Annotated in this window: 17 protein-coding genes and 1 pseudogene; 5 read left to right on the top strand and 13 right to left on the bottom strand. The window is 69.3% G+C overall.

The genetic code is table 11. The features are described from left to right. Positions 1 to 18: 18 nt before the first annotated feature. The 4 genes from ACGFYY_RS36170 to ACGFYY_RS36155 form a co-directional block, all read right to left on the bottom strand. Positions 19 to 765 (bottom strand): phosphopantetheine-binding protein, encoded by a 747-nt coding sequence (locus ACGFYY_RS36170; RefSeq protein WP_393716093.1) that lies wholly within the window; start codon positions 763 to 765, stop codon positions 19 to 21. 33 nt (positions 766 to 798) lie between these two features. Continuing rightward, positions 799 to 1,491: a ScbR family autoregulator-binding transcription factor gene (locus tag ACGFYY_RS36165; protein ID WP_393716091.1), complete on the bottom strand. Its 693-nt coding sequence runs from the start codon at positions 1,489 to 1,491 to the stop codon at positions 799 to 801. An 87-nt stretch (positions 1,492 to 1,578) separates the two neighbouring features. Beyond that, positions 1,579 to 2,427, bottom strand: coding sequence for a BTAD domain-containing putative transcriptional regulator (locus ACGFYY_RS36160; RefSeq protein WP_393716089.1), 849 nt, complete (start codon positions 2,425 to 2,427; stop codon positions 1,579 to 1,581). Between the two features lie 309 nt (positions 2,428 to 2,736). Further along, positions 2,737 to 3,357, bottom strand: a complete 621-nt coding sequence (locus ACGFYY_RS36155; RefSeq protein ID WP_393716087.1) for a ScbR family autoregulator-binding transcription factor — start codon at positions 3,355 to 3,357, stop codon at positions 2,737 to 2,739. A gap of 490 nt (positions 3,358 to 3,847) precedes the next feature. Between ACGFYY_RS36155 and ACGFYY_RS36150 the strand changes: the two genes are divergently transcribed. Both ACGFYY_RS36150 and ACGFYY_RS36145 read left to right on the top strand, forming a co-directional pair. Then, a complete protein-coding gene (locus ACGFYY_RS36150; protein ID WP_393716085.1) occupies positions 3,848 to 4,849 on the top strand; it encodes a ScbA/BarX family gamma-butyrolactone biosynthesis protein in 1,002 nt (333 codons plus the stop codon). Between the two features lie 176 nt (positions 4,850 to 5,025). Further along, entirely contained in the window at positions 5,026 to 5,688 is a 663-nt protein-coding gene (locus ACGFYY_RS36145; protein ID WP_365268366.1) for a ScbR family autoregulator-binding transcription factor, read from the top strand. A 377-nt stretch (positions 5,689 to 6,065) separates the two neighbouring features. On the opposite strand, the gene ACGFYY_RS36140 is transcribed toward ACGFYY_RS36145, so the two are convergent. The 4 genes from ACGFYY_RS36140 to ACGFYY_RS36125 all read right to left on the bottom strand — a co-directional run bounded on the left by ACGFYY_RS36140 (position 6,066) and on the right by ACGFYY_RS36125 (position 11,252). Continuing rightward, positions 6,066 to 6,443 carry a DUF6009 family protein gene (locus tag ACGFYY_RS36140; protein WP_030303970.1) on the bottom strand — a complete coding sequence of 126 codons (378 nt, stop codon included), beginning with the start codon at positions 6,441 to 6,443 and terminating at the stop codon, positions 6,066 to 6,068. A gap of 180 nt (positions 6,444 to 6,623) precedes the next feature. Then, positions 6,624 to 8,231 carry a phage/plasmid primase, P4 family gene (locus tag ACGFYY_RS36135; RefSeq protein WP_393716082.1) on the bottom strand — a complete coding sequence of 536 codons (1,608 nt, stop codon included), beginning with the start codon at positions 8,229 to 8,231 and terminating at the stop codon, positions 6,624 to 6,626. Beyond that, a complete protein-coding gene (locus ACGFYY_RS36130) occupies positions 8,228 to 9,316 on the bottom strand; it encodes a bifunctional DNA primase/polymerase (protein ID WP_393716080.1) in 1,089 nt (362 codons plus the stop codon). Before ACGFYY_RS36130 ends, ACGFYY_RS36135 begins: the two co-directional genes overlap by 4 nt. Before the next feature lie 949 nt (positions 9,317 to 10,265). Continuing rightward, positions 10,266 to 11,252 (bottom strand): NAD-dependent epimerase/dehydratase family protein, encoded by a 987-nt coding sequence (locus tag ACGFYY_RS36125; RefSeq protein WP_393716078.1) that lies wholly within the window; start codon positions 11,250 to 11,252, stop codon positions 10,266 to 10,268. A 185-nt stretch (positions 11,253 to 11,437) separates the two neighbouring features. Between ACGFYY_RS36125 and ACGFYY_RS36120 the strand changes: the two genes are divergently transcribed. From ACGFYY_RS36120 to ACGFYY_RS36110, 3 genes and pseudogenes are all read left to right on the top strand, one after another. Next, entirely contained in the window at positions 11,438 to 12,208 is a 771-nt protein-coding gene (locus ACGFYY_RS36120) for an SDR family oxidoreductase (protein WP_365268424.1), read from the top strand. Between the two features lie 128 nt (positions 12,209 to 12,336). Further along, positions 12,337 to 12,996: a DUF5701 family protein gene (locus ACGFYY_RS36115; protein ID WP_393716076.1), complete on the top strand. Its 660-nt coding sequence runs from the start codon at positions 12,337 to 12,339 to the stop codon at positions 12,994 to 12,996. A gap of 194 nt (positions 12,997 to 13,190) precedes the next feature. Continuing rightward, a pseudogene (locus tag ACGFYY_RS36110) lies at positions 13,191 to 13,834 on the top strand (IS110 family transposase); the annotation flags it as partial. A 72-nt stretch (positions 13,835 to 13,906) separates the two neighbouring features. Here the strand turns inward: ACGFYY_RS36110 and ACGFYY_RS36105 are convergent. The 5 genes from ACGFYY_RS36105 to ACGFYY_RS36085 form a co-directional block, all read right to left on the bottom strand. Continuing rightward, the gene (locus tag ACGFYY_RS36105) at positions 13,907 to 14,695 is read right to left on the bottom strand and encodes a hypothetical protein (protein ID WP_393716074.1); all 789 of its coding nucleotides are present in this window, start codon (positions 14,693 to 14,695) and stop codon (positions 13,907 to 13,909) included. 397 nt (positions 14,696 to 15,092) lie between these two features. Further along, positions 15,093 to 15,350 carry a hypothetical protein gene (locus ACGFYY_RS36100; protein WP_393716072.1) on the bottom strand — a complete coding sequence of 86 codons (258 nt, stop codon included), beginning with the start codon at positions 15,348 to 15,350 and terminating at the stop codon, positions 15,093 to 15,095. Between the two features lie 1,419 nt (positions 15,351 to 16,769). Next, on the bottom strand, positions 16,770 to 17,990 hold the full coding sequence (locus ACGFYY_RS36095) for a ParB/RepB/Spo0J family partition protein (protein ID WP_393716070.1): 1,221 nt from the start codon (positions 17,988 to 17,990) through the stop codon (positions 16,770 to 16,772). Next, positions 17,990 to 18,652, bottom strand: coding sequence for a ParA family protein (locus ACGFYY_RS36090; protein ID WP_393716068.1), 663 nt, complete (start codon positions 18,650 to 18,652; stop codon positions 17,990 to 17,992). Before ACGFYY_RS36090 ends, ACGFYY_RS36095 begins: the two co-directional genes overlap by 1 nt. 555 nt (positions 18,653 to 19,207) lie before the next feature. Beyond that, a complete protein-coding gene (locus ACGFYY_RS36085) occupies positions 19,208 to 19,333 on the bottom strand; it encodes a hypothetical protein (RefSeq protein ID WP_393716066.1) in 126 nt (41 codons plus the stop codon). Between the last annotated feature and the right edge of the window lie 49 nt (positions 19,334 to 19,382).

Genomic DNA, 19,382 nt, shown 5'->3' with positions numbered 1-19,382 from the left:
CTTCTCGGGACTGCGGGTTCAGTTGTGGCGGGAGAGCAGCACGAGTGCCTCGTCCACGGTCAGCCGGTCGTCGCGGATCGCGTCCAGCAGGACGTCGAGGCCGCCGGCCGGCCCCGACCGCGGGGCGGAGGCGTAGGCCGGGCGGGGCGGCGGCGGCTCGGGCATCAGGGCGGGGGCGAAGTCCCGCACCGATGTCCCCGTGCGCGCCGCGATGTAGCTCGCCATGGCTGCGAGATCGGGGTGTTCGTAGAGGAGGACGGACCTCTCCTGGAGACCGAAGGTGCGATTGACGACCGCGATCAGCTCGGCGCCCACGACGGAGTCCACACCCAGCGCGTTGAACGCGGTGGTGGTGTCGATGTCCCAGGCGTCGCAGCACAGGATCGCCGCGAGCTGCTCCCGCAGTACCTCCGCGATCTGTGGTGCCGCCGAGGGCGGCCGCGCCGGACCGGGGGCGGGTTCGGGGGCGAGGGCGAGGGCGGGCTCGGCGGTGGAGGCGGGCTCGGCGGTGGTCGTGCCGCTTGCCGCCCGCTTGACCTCCCGTGCGAAGGACGCCGGGGTCGGGTAGTCGTACAGGTCCGTCGCTCGCACCCGCAGTCCGTACCGGGTGTTGACGACGGCCACGAACTCCACGACCAGCATCGAGTCGAGGCCCAGCGACGGGAAGGTCTGCTCGGGGTCGATCTTCTCCGGCTTGATCCGCAGGATGTCGCCGAGCACCCCGATGAGGTCCGTCAGTACGTCGGCAGGGTGTTCATTCGTCATCGGTGGCTCCTCACAGCCGTCGGTGGTACACCGTCACACGGTGCTGCTCGAGAACTCCGGCCGGTGCCGGTGGTCCAAGGGGGCTTCCACGGCGCGGGGCAGGGGATCGAGGCCCGGGGTGCCGGCGCGCAAGCCCTCCTGCGCGCCCTCGGGCACCAGGCAGGGCATCAGCAGCGACCACAGCCAGGACACCCGGAGCTGGAACTCGGCGTACGGCATCCCGGTGCCGGCCAGCGCCTCGATCCCGCAGGCCACCGCGGCGACCAGCGATTCGATGCTCTCCCAGTGGACGTCGGCGCGGAGTTCACCCGTGTCCCGGGCCTGGCGCAGCAGCTCGTAGATCTCTGCGAGCCAGATCCGGTAGAAGTCGGTGGCGAGCGTGGGAAGCCCCGCGCACTCCTTGGTGATGCGGAAGCTGGCCGGGATCGCCGGCTCCTCGCACAGGTTGATCGCGAGCCAGTGTGTCGTGTTGATCAGTGTCTGGAGCGGAGAGAGGCCGGACGCGCGCAGCTCGCGCACCGACTCGTACAGCAGCTCGCAACCTCGCAGCTGGACCGCCTCCGCCAGTTCGTCTTTGGAGGCGAAGTGGAAGTACAACGCCCCCTTGGTCACTCCGGCGAACGCGGCGATCTCGCCGAGTGTCGCGTTCGCATAGCCGTTGCGGTGGAACATCTCGGCCCCCGCGTGCACCAGCTTCCTGCGGGTCCGCTCCGACCTGTCCTGCATCGCGCTGCCTCCTCGGCCCGTGGTCCGGGCGCGCGTCCGGCCCGGCGAGCCGATCGCGGCCCATTCCTCCTACTGCGTACGGGCATCTCAGCCCACGCGTACGAGTCGCTCGTTGTTCGTGTCCGTGGCCACCGGACTCTCGGGGGCGGCCATCAGGATCGAGCGCTGCAACCGGCGCAGTGCGGCCGACGGCTCCAGCCCGAGTTCGCGCACCAGGGTGGCGCGCAGCCGCTGGTAGACGTCGAGGGCCTCGCCTCGGCGGCCGGAGCGGTGCAGGGCCAGCATGAACTGGCCGTGCAGGTTCTCGTGGGTGCGGTACCGGCTGGCCAGCACGGTCAGTTCGGCGAGCAGCTCGCGGTGCCGCCCGAGCCGCAGATCGGCCTCGATGCGCTGGTCGAGCGCGCAGAGCCGGGTCTCCTCGAGCCGCCGGGCCTCCATGTCCAACTGGATCCCGCCGTGCACGTCGGCGAAGGCGGGCCCCGACCACAGGGCGAGCGCCTCGCGCAACTGCCGGGCCGCGCCCGGGAAGTCGCCCGCGTCCATCGCCCGGTAGCCGATGCCGGCGAGCCGGTCGAACTCGCGGACGTCGCTGGTGCCGTCCCCGCTGTTGAGCAGGTAGCCGCCGGGCAGCGTGACGAGCACGTCCTTGGCGGTGCGCCGGCCGGCGGCGCCCTCGGCGCCTTCCGCGGCGGCCGCGCCCTGCTCCAGTGCGCTCGCGATGAGGGCCCGCAGCTGTAGTACGTACGTCTGCAGAGTGGTCCGTGCGCTGCGCGGCGGTGCACCCGCCCACAGCTCCTCGATCAGAGCCGACACCGGGACGACGTGATCGGCATGGAGCGCGAGCAGCGCCAGCACCTGCCGTGGCTTGGGGGCTGTCGGCGTTACGGAGACTCCTTGCTCCCGAACCGCCAGTGTGCCCAGTACTTCGATGTCCACGCGTACTCCCCTGTCCGTGGATGAGCCGACCTCAGTAAAAAACAGGACCGACGGTTTGTCAATATAAAACCGACCGCGCCGTTTTCATTTCATGACCCACCTAACGATCCCTGCATAGCCTCCTGACCTGCACATTCATCCTCAGCAAGGTGCAGCGAAACCGTCTCCTCCCCCACCCTGAACCCCTCGAAAGTGGATCCAGGCGGGCGAGAACAGACCATCAGGTCTCCATCTGGCGCGTCAGGACGGCACACGAAAGCCCTGGCCCGCCACAGGGGTGGGAGGCCAGGGCGCCGCCGAGGGCATCCCCTACGACGTGTGGGTGCCCTCGGCATCGAGGCCCTCGAGGAGGGGGCCCGGCACGAGCGTCGGCAGCAGGAGCCGCCAGAACCGGGTGACCGTGGACGCCGAGAGCCACGCCGCGTCCCGGGCGCCGAGCACCTCGAAGCCCACGGTCGCCGCCACCAGGGCGGTCGCCACGTCCCGGGCGGCCACCTGGGGGCTCAACTCGCCTGCGGCATCGGCCTTCTCCAGGGTGTCCTCGACCCACCTCCGCCAGCACGCGCGCAGATCGGACTGCGCATCACGGGACGGCTCCCCGCCCAGCTCGAATCCGGCCCGCAGCACCACATCGGTGCGCAACGCCGCGGCGAGGCCGTGGGTGACGTCGACGAGGAGCTGCACACTGCCCGCCCTGGGCGCCGGCCCGGGATCGGTGACGGCCAGCAGCCGGGTGAGCGCCGCCGCCTCGACGGCGTCCGCCAGCGCGGCCTTGCTCGCGAAGTGGAAGTGCAACGCGCCGCTGCTCACCCCGGCCAGCGAACTGATCCCGTTGAGCGATGCCACCGCGAAACCCTCACGGTCGAAGATCTGCGCCGCGCACCGGATCAGGGTTTCACGCGTGCGCGCCGCGCGCTCCTGTTTGACCATCGACTGCTCCGTCACTGCGAGGGGTTGCCACACCTACGGAAGAGCAGGCGGGTCGGGGACGCTGTCCCGGAGCGGCCGAGGGTGCGGATCACGACGGCACCCCGGCACGGCTTCCCCCACAGGCACACCGGAGCATCTCCCGCGAGGCGGCCGTTGCCCCGTACACCCACATTAACAAACCGCTCGTGCGGTTTTCACTCAGGATCCCGCCCCCCTTCCGGATCGACAAGGGGCGGGTCGGCCCGCGGCCACCCTTGACGCAGGCCCTCGAGAATCACTCGCGCCCCCCTGGAAGCAAAGGAAATTGCCGCCAGAGAGGACGGAAAGTGACCACAGGGCCCTGAGCAGGGAGAACTGCCGACGGGCAGCGAGATCCCCCGCCCCCCACCGGGCGGAGGCCCAACTACCGCTAGAAACTAAACCGGTTGGTATGTATCTTTCGAGCCGAGGGCATACAGCCATCACTCGCCAGCGGAGCCCAGGGGGAGCAATGTCTGCGAGCACATTCCACGTCGAACGTCCGGCGATAGCCGCTTACCAGGCGGCATTCATGCGGGAGCCACGGTCCGATCTGGCCGCCCTCCGCTACCCCACCCTGACGACCACGGTGCCCAAGGAACTGGTGCACCGGGCAGCGGTGGCCGAGGTCATGCTCACCGGCTGGCAGCGAGAGGACGACACCCGTTTCCGGGTGGAGGCCCAGTGGCCGCGCAGCCACAGCTTCTTCATCCCCATCGACGGGGAGTACCACGACCCTCTCATCGCCGCCGAGACGATCCGCCAGGCCGGAGCCCTTCTCTCGCACGCCGAGTTCGGCGTGCCTTTCGGCCATCAGTTCCTGATCCGGGAGATCGGGCTCACCGTCCGTCCCGAGTACCTCAAGGTCCGCCAGACCCCCGCCTCCCTCGACATCGAGATCACGTGCTTCGACGTGAAGAGACGGGGTGGCGGCCTGTCGGGGATGACGTACGACTCCGTCGTCCGTCGCGAGGGAATGGTCGTGGCCACGGGGCGGCTCTCCTTCACCTGCGTCAGCCCGGCCGTCTACGAGCGGGTCCGTCCCCGGCGCGTCTTCCGCCGGGATCACCGCACGGTGGCGCTGACCGCTCCCATGGCGCCGCAGAGCGTGGGGCGCACCTCGCCGGCCGACGTGGTGCTCTCCGCCATCGGTCACAGCGATCGCTGGCAGCTGCGGCTGAACTCCCGCCATCCCGTGCTGTTCGACCACCCGGTCGACCATGTCCCGGGCATGTTGCTGCTCGAGGCCGCCCGGCAGGGCGCGGCCGCCGTGCTGAACCGTTCCTCCTTCGTCCCGCTCGGCGTCACGACCGAGTACATGCAGTACACCGAGCTGGACGAGCCCTGCTTCATCGAGGCCCACCGGCTCGGGCCGGCGACGCCCGGAGGGGACGAAAGAGTGCGGGTGACCGGCCACCAGGGCGGAGCGCTCACCTTCAGCTCCGTCGTGACGGCGGCCCCGGACGCCGCCTGATCCGTCCTCGACGTCCTCGACGTGCGCCACAAGGTCACAGGAGAGCCATGTACAGGTAAGGCATGACCAAGTCTGTCACGTGTTGGTTGGCCCGGCGGGCGTCCACTGTAAGATACGAACTAGACGGTTTGTATACAGAGCCTTTCCAAGGGTTCGTAAGCCAAGTGGAGGGCACCATGGCCGAGCAGGAACGGGCCATCCGCACGCGTCGAGCCATCTTGCTGGCGGCGGCAAAGGTCTTCCAGGAGCGCGGCTACCAGACGGCGACGATCTCGGAGATCCTCTCCACCGCCGGGGTGACCAAGGGAGCCCTGTACTTCCACTTCGAGTCGAAGGAGGAACTGGCGCAAGGCGTGCTGGACTCGCAGCACCAGAACCTCGTCATCCCGAACCGTACGACCAAGCTCCAGGAGATCGTGGACATGGTCGCGCTCCACACCTACCGGCTGCAGACCAACCCCATGGTCAGGGCAAGCGTGCGGCTGGCGATGGACCAGCGGGCGGCTGACCTCGACCGCAGCGGCCCTTGGCAGGACTGGGTCGACGGCGTCCGGATGAAGCTGGAGCTCGCGCAGGCCCAGGGCGAACTGCTCCCCCAGGTCCAGGCTGCCGAGACCGCCGACGTCATCGTCGGCGCCTATGCCGGCATCCAGTCGATGTCGCAGGCGATCAGCGACTACGAGGACCTCGTGGTCAGGGTCTCGGCACTGCTGCGCCACCTGCTGCCCAGCATCGCCCAGCCCTCGGTCCTCCCGTCCTTGGACCTCACCGAGACCCGGGGCGCGCGCGTCTACGACGAGGCCTTGAAGTTCTCCGAGCAGCCTGCCGCCGCCGGATAGGCAGGCGAGGCGGGTCGGCCTCGCCCCCTACGCCTCGTAAAAATACCGCCACCCTGTTTTTTTCTCTTCGGCGGCCACCCCGACCCCGCGCAGGGTCGGGGCGCGCCGACCGTCGGGACGATCCGGGTCCGGGCGCGGGTCTGCCTCGCTCCAGGCCCGGGCCCCCTCCCCCGGGTTCCGGGGCGGAGCCCCAGGTTCGGGAAAGGGCGGGTAGGGGGACAGCCCCGCGGGGAGACTCAGCTGGACCGAAGGGACCAGAGGGACCAGAGGGACTGAATTTCGCCATTACCTGAAGCGTTTTCCAGCCACTCTGTCCGGAAGGCGCAGGGACCGGAGGACCGACGCGGCCGACTACCCGCATCGGACGAATGCCGACATCAGGCAACCGTCGGCGTGGACAGCCCTCGCTGCGACCGCACGGTCTTCCGGCCGACCTGCCGTGGTTCGATCGTCCGCGGATCCACGGCCTCACCCGGCGCGCCCTCCCGGTACAGACCCTCGGGCTCGGCATCCCGGTCGTGCGGCAGCAGGTAGAAGACGCGCCGCTTCTGCAGGCCGCTGTCGGGGTCCGCTTCCGCCGTGTCACCGAGCTCGGTGAAGCCGATCATGCGGCCGTCGCGGTGGTAGCGCGGCTTCCCCCGGCGGCGGGGGGTCTTGTCCAGGGCCTGGCGCACGTAATCGAGCTCTTCAGGGTCCTCCAGCCACACCACTTTGTCCTCGTGGGCGAGATCGCTTGAAGTCAGTAGCGAGCTCATGGCCTGGATCCTTCCTTGTTCACGTAGGCCCTTGCAGGCCCCTGGTTCCGCCACGCCGCGAGGGGCGCCGAAGCCGGTATCCGGCAGGCCCCTGCGGGCCGCCGTCGGCTGGTGGATCTGTTCATCGTCCTTGTCCATCGTAGGTGTGCCCGCCCCCGCACGGCTGCACACGTGGGCCTTTCACGGCGCGCTTGCCCTGTTCGCCTCGCGCGGGTTCTGTACTTCGTCGGCCACAAGCGCCAGGCCGGGGTAGAACTTCTGCCCGTTCGAGCGGAGCATCTCACTGGGCGAGGCGACGCCGACCTCGGCTCGAATACGTGTGGCGAACGCACGGGTCGTGGCGGGACGAAGGCCCTCGCCGTCGAGACACCACGCACTGTACGCGCGGTACAGCGCTCCCTGCTCCACCTTCAGATCACGCGGATCGGGCAGTTCCACCCCGGTGGTGCAGCACTCGGCCAGGAACCGCCCGATGTGGTCCTCGGTGGTGGCGTACGCCTGCGTGGCGGTACGGACCATGCTGGGCCCGGTCAGCGCCGGCTTGGTGGCGAGATAGGCCTTGGCACCCTGGATCATCCAGTGGAGGATGCCCGGACCCTCCTCCTGCACGAGCGCCTCCGCCAGGTTGTCGATCTTGCGGTGGTCGGGGACGACCTTCTCGAACGGGATCAGCCGGATCCGGCGCCAGAACGCGTGGCCGCCCGTGCCGACCTCCGGACGGTGGTTACCCAGGAGCCACAGCTTGTGCGTCGGCTCGAAGCTGAAGAAGTCCTGCCGCATCCGCCGGGCCTTGAGCCGGTCGCCGCCCGTCAGCAGCTTGACCCGCGCCTCGTCGAACTTGTCGTGGGGCTTGAGCTCGCTGCAGACGAACAGGCGCCGGCCGTGCAGTTCCGTCAGCTCGGTCGAGTGCTCGTTGAACTTGCCGCGCTCCATCAGGAACCCGGGCGGGGCCACGTCCGCGTAGTCGCCGAGGATCTTGATGACCACGTCGAGGAGCGCGGACTTGCCGTTGGCGCCGACACCGTAGAGGAAGGGCAGCACCTGGCCGCCGACGTCGCCGGTGATCGAGTAGCCGAGCAGGAGATGAAGAAAGTTGATCATCTCCTTGCCCTTGTCGTCGTCGCCGAAGGTCTGGTTCAGGAAGGCGTGGAACCGGGGCGTGGGCATGGCCTCGGGGGCCAGGTAGGTGGCGCGCGAGTGCAGGTCCCGGGTCGGGTCCGGCTTGTGCAGGTCACCGGTGCGCAGGTCCACGACGCCCGCGGGGGTGCACAGCGCGTATTTGTCGCCGTCCAGGACGTCCGGGTCCAAGGCGAGTTCGGGTGAGGCCTTGGCCTGCGTGAGCATCGCCTTCACGCCCGAGGTGGACATGGCGCGCTTACGGTGCTGCGACAGCTCCCGGTCGGTGAAGGCACCCCGGGGGTCGTGGGTGGGCAGTTCCTCCGCCATGTCCCCCGCCGCCCAGATCGCGGCCTTCTCCCCGCCGGTGCGCTTCCACCGGTACTCGTCCCACACGTACCAGCCCAGTCCTTCCACGTGCCGGAACCGGTTGTGGTGGAGGTGCGCGAACAGCTTCGCGTTGCCGCGGTCGCTGAGGTTCTGCAGCAGCCCGGTCGAGACGAAGTCGGCTCCGCCGCCCGCGGTCGCCGGGGCCGTGCTCTGTTGGGCGGGCAGCCGTCCGCCGCGCGCGGCGGGAGCGAGGTCGGTGCGGTCGCTGCTCCCGGTGACGAACGCGGCAAGCTGTTCCGCCGCTGCCTGGGCGTCGAACCCCCTGCTTCCGGCGCTGCTCATGGGCGTTCCTCGGGATGGATCGGTCGGTCGCTTCCGGCACGGAGCCCCGCTTCGACGATGTGGACGTTGCGGCGCGTCTGGTGGGGTCGTGCGTGGTCCGCGGCCTCCAGGAGCAGCCGGCGGCATTCCTCGGCGGGGAGGTGGCCGCCCGCGGCAAGCCCTCCGGCGGTGAACGCCGCCCGGTTGAGCTTCTCGCTGAAGGCCGTTCCGGACGGGCCGGCCCCGCAGGCCCGTACCTCCTCCAGAAGCCCCGTCAGAGCCCGCTGCCCGCCCCGCAGGGTCCTCGGTCCACGCGAACCCCGTACGAGCCCCACAGGGGCCTGTACGGGGTTCACAGGGGCCGTGTCCACGCGGTGGCCGGTCCGCACGAGTTCGGCGGTCAGCCACAGCGGCAGGGCCGCGGGCAACCGTGCACCGGGCAGCGCCTCGTACACGCCCGCCTCCGTGCGGGTCGTGGGCGCCACGATGTAGCCACCGACGGCTCGTACGTCGACCTGCCAGGCCAGCGCGACCTTGGAGCTCGATCCGCTGGAACACCGCAGGCGCGGGCCGTCCTTGGGCAACCGGTACCAGATGTGCATCCCTCCGGAAGGCGTACGCACCCGCAGGGTCGAGGTGTCTTCGCAGGGGTTCGGTCGGGACCGGTAGGCGGCCAACAGCGCCAAGGTGTCGTAGCCGCTGCCGAGTCCGGTCAGGTCGACCCGCTCGTCGATGGGGATGCCGGGCAGCAGCCGCTCCCTGGCGGGCACGGAGCCGGCATGTGCGTCGACGTCGATGACGACGAGCCCGGCAGGCCCGCAGGAGACCCCGATCCCGAACTCGGGCTCGGCCTCCCACCAGTTCCGCAGCGTACGGAGGTCGGTGGTGGCCGCATGGAATCCGTGGCACCACCGTCCCCGGGAACGGCACACGCAGTCCTGCGGAGAATGCAGACCGCCCCGGCAGCCGGGGCAGTTCGGAGCTGGTGTCTTGGTCCCTGGGGCCAGTGGATGGACCGGATATCCGCGCAGGGCCAGCCAGGTCACCACGTCCAGTGCGGTCCCGCCACTCACGCCGTGGGGCAGCTTCTGGGAGTAGACGGGCACTGGCTCTTCCTCGACGCGTGTTCAGGGACGGTTCCTCCTGTCCCTGGCCGCTCTCCGAGGTGCTCGTCCGACCTGCACATCAGGGACCAGAGGGACTGAAGATTCACTATCGCGGAGCGTACCCCAGACATCACGCAGGCTCCGCCCGATAAAACCGCTGTATTGAGAGTTCAGTCCCTTCAGTCCCTCGCTCCCTGAGGTTCTATCCCAGTTCATCCGCAAAAGTTCCTAGATCCGGCCCCGTGCATGCCCGGGCGTGTCGCGTGCGAACCCCCCTGTCGGCAAGCGTCGCTCCAGTCTTCCTCCACCAGCGCCCGAGGGTCCCGGGGTAAGCCGCCCTCCCCCCACCGGAAGTTCACAACGGTCCCGGCCGCCCCCACCCCGGCACCGGCGTACGCAGGTACTGAAGGGTCCCTCCCCTCGTTCAGTCCCTCCGACTTCAGTCCCTCGACAAACCTGCTGGTCACGGCGGTGCATCCACGATCCCAGGGACTGAAGGGACTCAAAATCACCACTTCCACGCTTTATGTGCGTATGTATGCGCGGGCGTAGGAAAAGGAGCAGGTGGAGGTACCCATGTTCATATCTGGCTCATAACTAGAGATTTGAGTCCCTTCGGTCCCTGTGCCCGCGAGCCCAAGCCCCTGACCTGCAGGTTCATGCAGTGACTGAAGGGACAGGGACCGAAGGGTCCGAATGGTGCCTCAGCCCCTCGGGAGGGGGGAGGGAGTACCGAGGGAGGGGGCCGGTCCCCCGGCACCGAACGCCACGAGGGACCGAACCAGGGCCCGACCACACAGAGGTCCCCGGTCCCTGGTCCTCGGTCCCCGGCGCGCACGGCCACCGTCCCCGTCGCACCGTGCGACGGGGACGGTCGATGGGGTCGTGACGCGCGTGGGCCTTCATGGAGAGGTGGCCGGGAGACGACCGCCCTCGATCGCCGAGTGCCTCATGCGGGAGTCATGTGTGCCCGGTACCAGTCGGCCGCCTCGTCCAGGCGGGCCAGCGGCCCCGGCCCGGGCGGGCAGCCGGCCGCCTCCCAGATCCCGGCGCTGTCGTACCAGTGGTCCTGCGCGAGCAGCCAGAACTGACGCGGGCTCAACCGGGAACCCGACGCCACCAGCCGCTCCAGGCACTCCGCCTCGGAGAGGTCCCGCTCCACCGGAGGCACTATCTCCCGCCGGGCGAGCGCGCGCACCAGAGCGACCACGCGCACCGGCTCCGGATGGCTGGCGTGCCAGACGGTCCCCCCGTCCGGGCCGTACCCGAGCGCGAGGCGGGCTATGAGGCCGGCCAGATCGCCGACGGCCACCAGGGACAGCAGAGCCCGCCCACCTCCCCACAGCGCCCCGGTGGCTGCGAGGAGTTGTCCCAGCCCCGGTACGACCCAGCGGTCTCCGGGCCCGATCACCAGACCGGGACGGAGCACGACCGCCCCCGCGGCCAGTGCCGGCCCCTCGCCCGCCAGACGCGTCCGACTGGTGGCTGAAACGGGCATCGGAGCGACACCGTCCACGGGAATGCCACGATGTGGTCCGGGGCCGTAGACGGCCGAGGTGGACAGGTGCACGATCCGTCCGACACCGGCCCGGCGGGCCTCATGCATGAGCGCCGCGGTTCCCTCGGTGTTGACGGCGGCACACCGCCGTTCGTCGGCGCCGATCAGCGAAGCCAGGTGGACCAGGACGTCCGCCCCCTCACAACTGCCGCGCAGCGAACCGGGGTCGGACAGGTCGGCTCGGACCCATTCGTCGGCGAGGCCGTCCTCCCGGGGGTCGCGTCGGCCCACTGCCCTCAAGCGCAGCGCGGCGGACTCCGGCTCCTGGCCCCGGATCCGGGCGAGTTCGGACAGAACGGCCGCACCTATGAAGCCCGTGACGCCGGTGATCACCACTCGGCGAGGAACGGCCCGCTGCGGGCGGCGCGGCTCGGTCATCAGTACACCGTTCGTCTCGAAGTACCGGACGGCCGGGATCCTACGCTCCAGATTCGTAGGATGAGTCGACAATCGGTCGGACAAGCGGCCACGCTCTCACAAGGACCCGGTCCGGAACGGCGCGAACCTTGACGTACTCCCCCGCACCCAGGCCCCCCGCTCCGAAACAGCCGTCTCGGGCACGGATCGCCGACGGACCGCTGGCAGGCAGGACGGCACTGGTCACCGGTGCCAGCCGCGGCATCGGCCGTGGCATCGCCGAGCGTCTGGCCTCCGACGGCGCGTTAGTCGTGGTCCACTACGGACAGGACAGTGCCGCGGCCCACGACGTCGTGACCTCCATACGGGCCGCCGGGGGTCGGACGTTCGCCCTCCGGACCCTCCTCGGCGTCACCGGCGACGCCCAGGAGCTCTACGCCGCCCTCGACTCCGAACTGGCCCGGCGCGGCCTGGAGCCCGGGTTGGACATCCTCGTCAACAATGCCGGCGTCAGCGGCTCGGCGCGGATCCACGAGGTCACCCCGGAGCTGATCGACAAGATCTTCTCCGTCAACGTCAAGGCGCTCCTCTTCATCGTCCAGGAAGGCCTCACCCGCATGCGGGACGGAGGCCGGATCATCAACATCTCCTCCGTCGCCACCCGGATCGCCTACCCGAAGTCCGTCGTGTACTCCATGAGCAAGGGCGCGGTCGACACCCTCACCCTGGCCCTCGCCCAGGAGCTGGGGCCCCGCGGCATCACCGTCAACACGGTCTCCCCGGGCTTCGTCGCGACGGACATGAACGCCAAACTCCGCACCACTCCCGAGGACGCCGCGAACCTGGCCCGGATGTCCGTCTTCGAACGCATCGGCGAACCCTCCGACGTCGCCGACATCGTCGCCTTCCTCGCCTCACCCGATGCCCGATGGATCACCGGCCAACGCATCGACGCATCAGGCGGCTCGCAACTCTGACCGCTCCGTGGGCCCCGCGAGCGCATCCGGGCCGGGCGAACCGTTCGCGGCACCGACGGCGGGGGAACACTGGGAGGAGCCACTTCGTTGCTCCGGAGCCACCGCTCCCGACCGAACCCAGGGGTACCGTGCCGAAGACCTCGTCCACGCCCGTCGTCCCCTCCCTCCCGCCCCTCGTCGCCCAGGCCGAACGCCTGATCGAGCTGGGGGTGCACCGGCTCGCGGGGATTCCCCGCGACGAACTGCGCGCATACGCGGAGGAAGCCGAAGGCCGATCCGGCGATGCCCTGCTCGCAGTGCATCCGGACCGCGCCCCCGCCTCCGTCCTCGCACCGCTGCTCCGCCGCGACGGCAAGCCCGGCTTCGTCGTCACCGACATGCCCGATGTCGACCGCTTCGTCCCGACCGACAGCATCGAGCCACCCGGCACGCCCCTCTACCTGCTCACCGGCCTCGATCGCGGCGACGACCTGGCCAACTGGAGCCCGGAGGAGGCACTGCCCGCCCTCACGGAACAGGACCGCACCCCGCTGCTCCTGACCGAGGGCATCCACTGGGTGCTCCAGCAACCGGCAGCCCTGGAACGCAACCACTGCTTCATGACCATCGGTTCCCGGCTGCGCAAGGCGAACGGCACCCTGGACGCCCGCACCCAGGCGATCTGGATCAGCAACGGCACGGGCCGGGACGGCCGGGAGCGGCGCAACGCCCCGAAGATCGGCTGGTGTTGGTGGGGCAACCGCCACACCTGGCTGGGCTTCGCCTCCGCCACGGCCCGCACGGCGTAAGGGCAGGGCCGAGGCCCCCCGGGGCACGCCGAGCCGGAGCCGGCGGGCCCGGGGCCGAGCCGCCGCAGGGCGGACTCCCGTCACCACGCGCTCAGGTGCAGCGGTTCCGGGTCCTTCCTCTCAGGGCGGGTGCCCCGCACCTGACGGTCGCCCCAGCACCAGCCCTGCGGTGCGGCCACCGAGTCGGCCTCGAACATCACGCCTCCCGTGGATACCGCGGGGACGGCAAGACGGATGCGAAGGACGCCGCGGTGGACCTGAAGATCCTCCCCGCCCGCCGCTACGACTTGGCCGCCGACCGCACCCGCGCCATCAACCGGATGCGGGCCCAGCTGCTGGAGTACTTCCCCTCCCTGGAACGGGCCTTCGGCTACGCCGCCTCCGGGCTGCCCTCGTCCTGCTGACCGGCTATCAGACCCCAGCTGGCCTGCGTCGGGTCGGCTCGCGCAGGCTCGCCACCTGGCTGAAGAACCGCAAAGTCCGTGGTGCCCAGGCCATGGCCGAGGCAGCCGTGGCCGCGGCGCAGGCCCCGCACACCGCCGTGGCCGGGGAGAGTACTGCCGCCGCCACGGGACTCAGGCCGGATCAGCGGCAACATGAGCCGGCCACACCGCTACCACCGTCGGCTCCTGCGCGTCTTCTACCTATCCGCCCAAATCGCCGCCCGCTTCTGTCCACATCGAAGGCCTTCTACGACCGCAAGCGAAACGAGGGCAAGAGCCATAAGCAGGCGATCCTGGCCCTCGCCCGCCACAGACTCGACGCTCTGTGGGCTCTCATCCGCGACCACCGCACCTTTCCTACCGAGCCGCCCCACCCCGCTCTCACCTCGGCATAGCACCCTTGGTGACCGTGTGCTTCATTTGGCCTCTCGGGCACACCTGGTCGTTCCCGGGCCGGGAGGTCGGGATCAGTGGGCCCAGGGCAGTCGGAGGGCCTCGATTTCCGTGTCGTGCAGAAGGGCCTCGACGAGCGGGGCGGGGCCCGCGACCTTGGTGGCCCAGAGGTCGTAGTCCGTGCAGAGGACCCAGGACTGGTCCTGGGACCAGAGGTTAGACGGGGTCCAACCATCCTCCTCCGGGTGGTCGTAGAGTGCCTTGGCATCCGCGAGCGTGCCGGCCCGGACGTGCAGGTTGTCGAAGTCCTCAGCCCTCTGCAACAGCGGGTTGTAGTAGGCCAAGCAGCGGGTGTCCGGACCCTGCGGGCTGTGCTCGGTGAGGATATCGACCAGGCGGTTCCAGTCGGTCCGGTCCAGACTGCCCTCGGACGGCCCCGCGATGCCGACCGGCCAGCCACTCGGCTCCCGGAGCGAGGGGAAGGAGCGGTAGCAGGGCAGCCACCCCTCGGGCGCCACTGGATCACCGGTCCGCTTCGAGAGCTCCGCCCAGCGCAGCCGGTGCCAACGGGGGCTCGGGGGCTCGCCCGGCGTCCCCCCGAACACGTCCGCGGGGTCGAGACCCGGGATAACCTCGGGGCCGCCGCCATTCAGTACTGCTCGTTGGTAGGCGACATAGGACATGTCGGTGGGCCCGAGTTCGTGTTCGTACATGGAGTGAAGCACCCAGGCGGCGTCGGGCAGTGCCGGCGGCATGAAGCCGGTAAGCCCGTCATCGTCGGCGAGCTCCCGCAGCCAGTCAGTCTCCCCAGCCGCGGTCAGCGGCCACCGGGCCGTCGCCAGAGCAGCGGATGTCTTGTTCATCCGTTCAGGATCTCACTCGTCGCGGCGAGCGCCGGGATCACTTCCCAGCCTCCACCACGTTCCCGGCGCCCTTGACAAACATGATGGGGAATCAGTCACACCGAGCCCCTGTCCCGGGCCTTCCAGTAGCCCGATGGGCGATTCAGCAGTCGAAGAAGCCGCCAGCGGTCACCTGCGGGCCTGCCAGAGGGTCATGGGTCGATCCATACCGGGTGTGCCGAGTTCGTCGACTGGAGGGGCCATTCTGGGCTTCGATTTTCGGCGATTGTGCAGGAATTGCCCCGTTACACCCTTCGGTGAGTGTCCCGTCTCATCCAGTTCGACCAGTCTCACTGAAGTCTGACGAGGTGGCCTTAGTCGCATCGGAGTTTGACCGCCGCCGGCTTCGGCGGTGTGGTCACGCTGATGCCTGGGTGTTCACCGCCGCCTCACGTTCGGCGAGGAAAGCGTCGAGTAGCTCGAACAAGACCTTGATGGCTCGCTGTTCGTCCTCGGGCGGCAGGTCCCAGATGTTCTCCCATCCGTGGGGGGAGAACGAGGTGTAGGACCTGGCCCGGCCAGCCGTGGTTGCAGTCTCGGCCTCGGCGGGTGACCAGCCACTCGTGAAAGCCGGCGAGTGCGTCTGGACCGCCGTGGCGGTCGCCGTGCGTTGCATAGCCGGCGAGGAAGACGGTCACCATGTCGAAGCAGTGAGACAGCGTGCGTGGCGCGCGCATTGCTTTCCGGCGCCTTGACTCGCTGCCGGTAGATCCACGCTCCGATCCGACGGTACGTCGAGGTTTCCGACACGGCGCGGTACTGGGGCAACCGTCCGCCGGTTGCGTACCTACGTCTCCTCACAGGTCCGCCTGGCGGGGACTGACGAGGACGCCGGGACGTCCGGAAGCGGACCGCCGGAGCTGACGTGGCGCTGGGCCAAGCAGAAAGCCTGCTGACAGTCGATGGTCCAGCCGGGGGCGAGCTCCACCCGGCACGCGACCACGCTGGACGTAGTCGCTGCGGACTGGCTCCATGAACGCCGAGAGCTCGCCTCCCGGTACGACACCGTCGCCCTCCAAGGCTGCGACGGCACCGGCAAGCACACCCTGGCCCGCGCCTTGTCCGAAGGGCACGGCTTCACCGTCATCAACTCCCCCACGGCCCCGGAGGCCGTCAGCTTCACCGCCCACTGCACCGACCTCCTCGCAAGGCCCGGCCTGCACATCCTGGACCGGTGCTTCGTCAGCGACCCCGTCTCCGGTCCCCTGCACCGCGGCCGCTCCCCCATCACCCTGACCCAGGCCCTTGAACCACCATCACGATCCGACGCGGGGTCCTTGTTCACCTCACCGGCACTCCCGCACGGATCCGCGAAAGTCTCCTCAACCACGACGGGAACGCTCCACCCGCTCCACCTACCGGCGAACTGGAGCGTCTCATCACCGCCTACGAGAAGGTTCCACACGATCAGTACGGACGCACACAGCAGTCGTCAGCATCCGCGAACCGACCGGTGCAGAACGCCGCACCAGAAGTCGCACCGCCCCGGAAGGCGGGGGCCCGAACCCACACAGGGAGCGGGCCTGCACGCACCTCCGTCGACAGACGGCTTCGCCTAGCAGCGACAACTGTGCCGCCGGGCAGGCGGTCCGCGGTAAGGCTCCGGTCTCGGATCTCCCTACGGTCCACCGGACCGCGATGGTCCAGAGCGCGCCGCGTCGGCCCCTACGTCCGGGTGCGGCGCCCCCTGTTCGCGTTCCTCCGCCACGACCGGCGGCAGCGCTCCGAGACCCCGTCCCGCATCCCACTCGAACTGCTTGATCTTGTTCGGCTGCCCTGACCTGCTTGCCGACGGTCGCAGCTGTGTCCGTGTCGCCGGTCGCCACGCCCGGAGTGAACGGAGTCGGGTGGGCCCGATTTCAGCGAACGCCAGCGGGGTCAAGGGCGTGCGATTCGAGCCCTGTGGAGCCGTGAAAGGGCCTCTGCTCCCGACAGACGTCGGGGGCAGAGGCCCTTTCATGTTCACGGTGCAGCTTGCGGCAAGCGGGCTGCAGCAAGCCGCCCGGACGGCGTTCCTAGCTCCTCGCGGCTGCGGCTACATCTCTTTGAGGAGCAGATCGGCAACCTGGGCGCGGAAGCCCGGGTCGGTGGCCGCGGCGAGGTCGCCTATGAATGCCTCCGGAGTACCCAGAAGCTCGACGTAGCGGGTGATGGCCCGGCGGCGCTGATCCTCATCGAGCTTCTCGAAGATGATGTCCATGCTGGACGCGCCGTCGTCCCACGGCATCTTCACGACAGGCTTGGGGAACTTCGATACGTCCTCAGGCACTGAGCGAGGGTCGGGTACCTCCGGCAACTTCTTCAGAACGCTGCCGGGCTCGGGGCTGTTCACAGCGGGCGCGGGCGCGGGCGCGGGCGCGGGGTCGGGCGTCGGCTCGCTCTGTGAGGCGGTCTGGTTTACCGCGGTAAACCGAGACGGCTCGGTGCTCGCCGTCACCACAGCCGTATCGAGCTGGGGGGTCGGCGCCGGGGTCTGGTTTACCGCGGTAAACCGCTCGGCCGCGTCCGGTGACGGCTGGGGCGACACGATGTCCTTGCCCGGGGCGGTGCGCGCCCGGGGCGCGCGGGGAGCCCGCTCGGCAGCGGCCCGGCGCTGGACCTCGAGCTCCCATGCCTCGGCCTGCTCGGCGTGGGGGAGCCCCGCGATATCGCGAGCAACGCGGACGGGGATCTCGCCCTGGGAGACGAGGACCTGGAGGTCAGGGCTGAGCTTCAGGAGCTTGCGCTGCTGGCTCACCCAGCCCTTGGTCTTTCCGTAGTGCTCGGCAACCCGGTCTGCTCCCCCGAGCTGTTCGACCATCGTCTCGATACCGATGGCCCGCTCGATGGGGTCAAGGTCTTCACGGTCGTTGTTCTCGGCGAGGACCGCGTCGAGGAAGTCGGCGCGGGACTTCGCGACGTCCTCGTTGTGGACGACGTTGAGGGTGGTCAGTCCGGCGGCGAGGGATCCCCGGAAGCGGCGCTCGCCGTTGGCGATGACGTACGGCAGTATCCCGACGTTCTCCGCCTCCTCAGGCCAAAGCTTCAGGTAGGCGGCACGTGACACGACGACGGCCGGCTGCAGCTGGCGCTTCTTGAGCTTGAGGCCGAACTCCCTGAGCTCTTCCTCGGTGCCGAAGTTGCGCCGGGCATTGAAGCGGGTGGGCACCATCTGCGACAGCGGCAACGTCAGCAGGAGCGGATCGCTCCGTCCGGGAACGTCGTCGACCTTCTGGCCGGCGAGTGACGCAAGGCTGGTGCGGCGTCCGGCGGCCATCAGGCGCGACCTCCGTAACCCATCTCCAGAGCGAGGCGGAAGAAGTCCTCGCGAGCCTCCATCGCCACCCGGTTCTTGGCGTACTGGGTGACGACCTTGCCCTCCACCGAGGCCCGGGTGTGGACCTTGTACCGCCTTATGACCGTCTCGGTCCGCGGCCACCCCTGCGCGTCGATGTACCCCTGGGTGTCCACGAGGTCGGCGGTGCCATCGCGGGGGTCCCAGTTGTTGATCACTACCTTGTACGGCAGACCGGTGGGCTCGATGACCTTGGCGATCGTGCGCGCGGTGGGGTCGAAGGCGAGCCCCTCGGGAGGCATCGGCACGATCACGTCGTGCGCGTACTTCAAGGCTTCCAGGAGAAGGTTCTCGTCCTGGAGGCTGCCCGGGGTGTCGATGAAGACGTGCTGCAGCCCGTCCTTGCTGTTCTTGAGGACATCGGCGACCACTGCGCCGAGGTTGAGAGTGGTGGTGGTCTTTCCCACCCCACCCTTCTGATTGGCGATCACGTGAACCCTGGCCCCGGTCTCCTGCAGGATCCGAAGGTTCTCGGGGGACTCGTGTTCCTGCGAGAAGTCGAAGGGCAGGTCCGTGATGCGGTTGGCCCACCACACGGTGGAGGCCTGAGGGTCGATGGATACGACGTACACACTTGCTGGCATTGAACTCGCTCCGTTTGCTTCCCGATGATTCCGGTACTTCGGGCTGGTCGGAATGATGCCAGATCTCGGCCATCCGGTTTGCGTCGGCACCGGTAGACATGGCCAGGAGTGTCGGATTTGGCGCGTCGGCGGTTTACCGCGGTAAACCGCCGGCTTGACGCCTCCTCAGCGCCGATGGCGTCGGTGCGGCGTACGGCGCCGACGCATCACCGGTAGGCGGTCGACTCCCGTACGGGCCCACAGCCGGGCCCATGTCCCCGCCACGCCCCCGAGCCTGGGGGCATCAACTGTCCGGCCTCACCGAAGCTCGATCGAGACACTCTGAGGGATCCTGGTGCGGTGGAAGACGTCACCGAACAAGGGCTGCGCGACGCGATCGCTGCGGCAGAATCTCCGGACTGGTCCGTAAGAGCCGCCGCAGGACGGCGTTTGGCGGCGGCGTCTCGGATCCAGAGCGTCGCGGGTGTGCTGCACCGTCTCCTCCTGGACGCTCAAGACACCGGAGTGACCGCGGAGACTGCGGCGGCTCTGTTGGCTCGGAGGGATCTGGCCGGCCTACGTGTCGTGCTCGCAGCCCGTGCGGTCGCCTCCGACGAGGGAACCGCCGATCAGCTCGCTGCGGAACTCGACTGCGATCCACGATGGGCGACCGGCCAGGACGGCGACGAGCTGATCACGCACCTTCGAACGCTGGCATCGGATCGGGACCCCGAGGTTCGCAACGAGGCCA

Source organism: Streptomyces sp. NPDC048331 (assembly GCF_043201215.1).
Lineage (GTDB): Bacteria > Actinomycetota > Actinomycetes > Streptomycetales > Streptomycetaceae > Streptomyces.
Note: the sequence above shows the minus strand (reverse complement) of the source record. Positions and strands in the feature narration are given on the sequence as shown.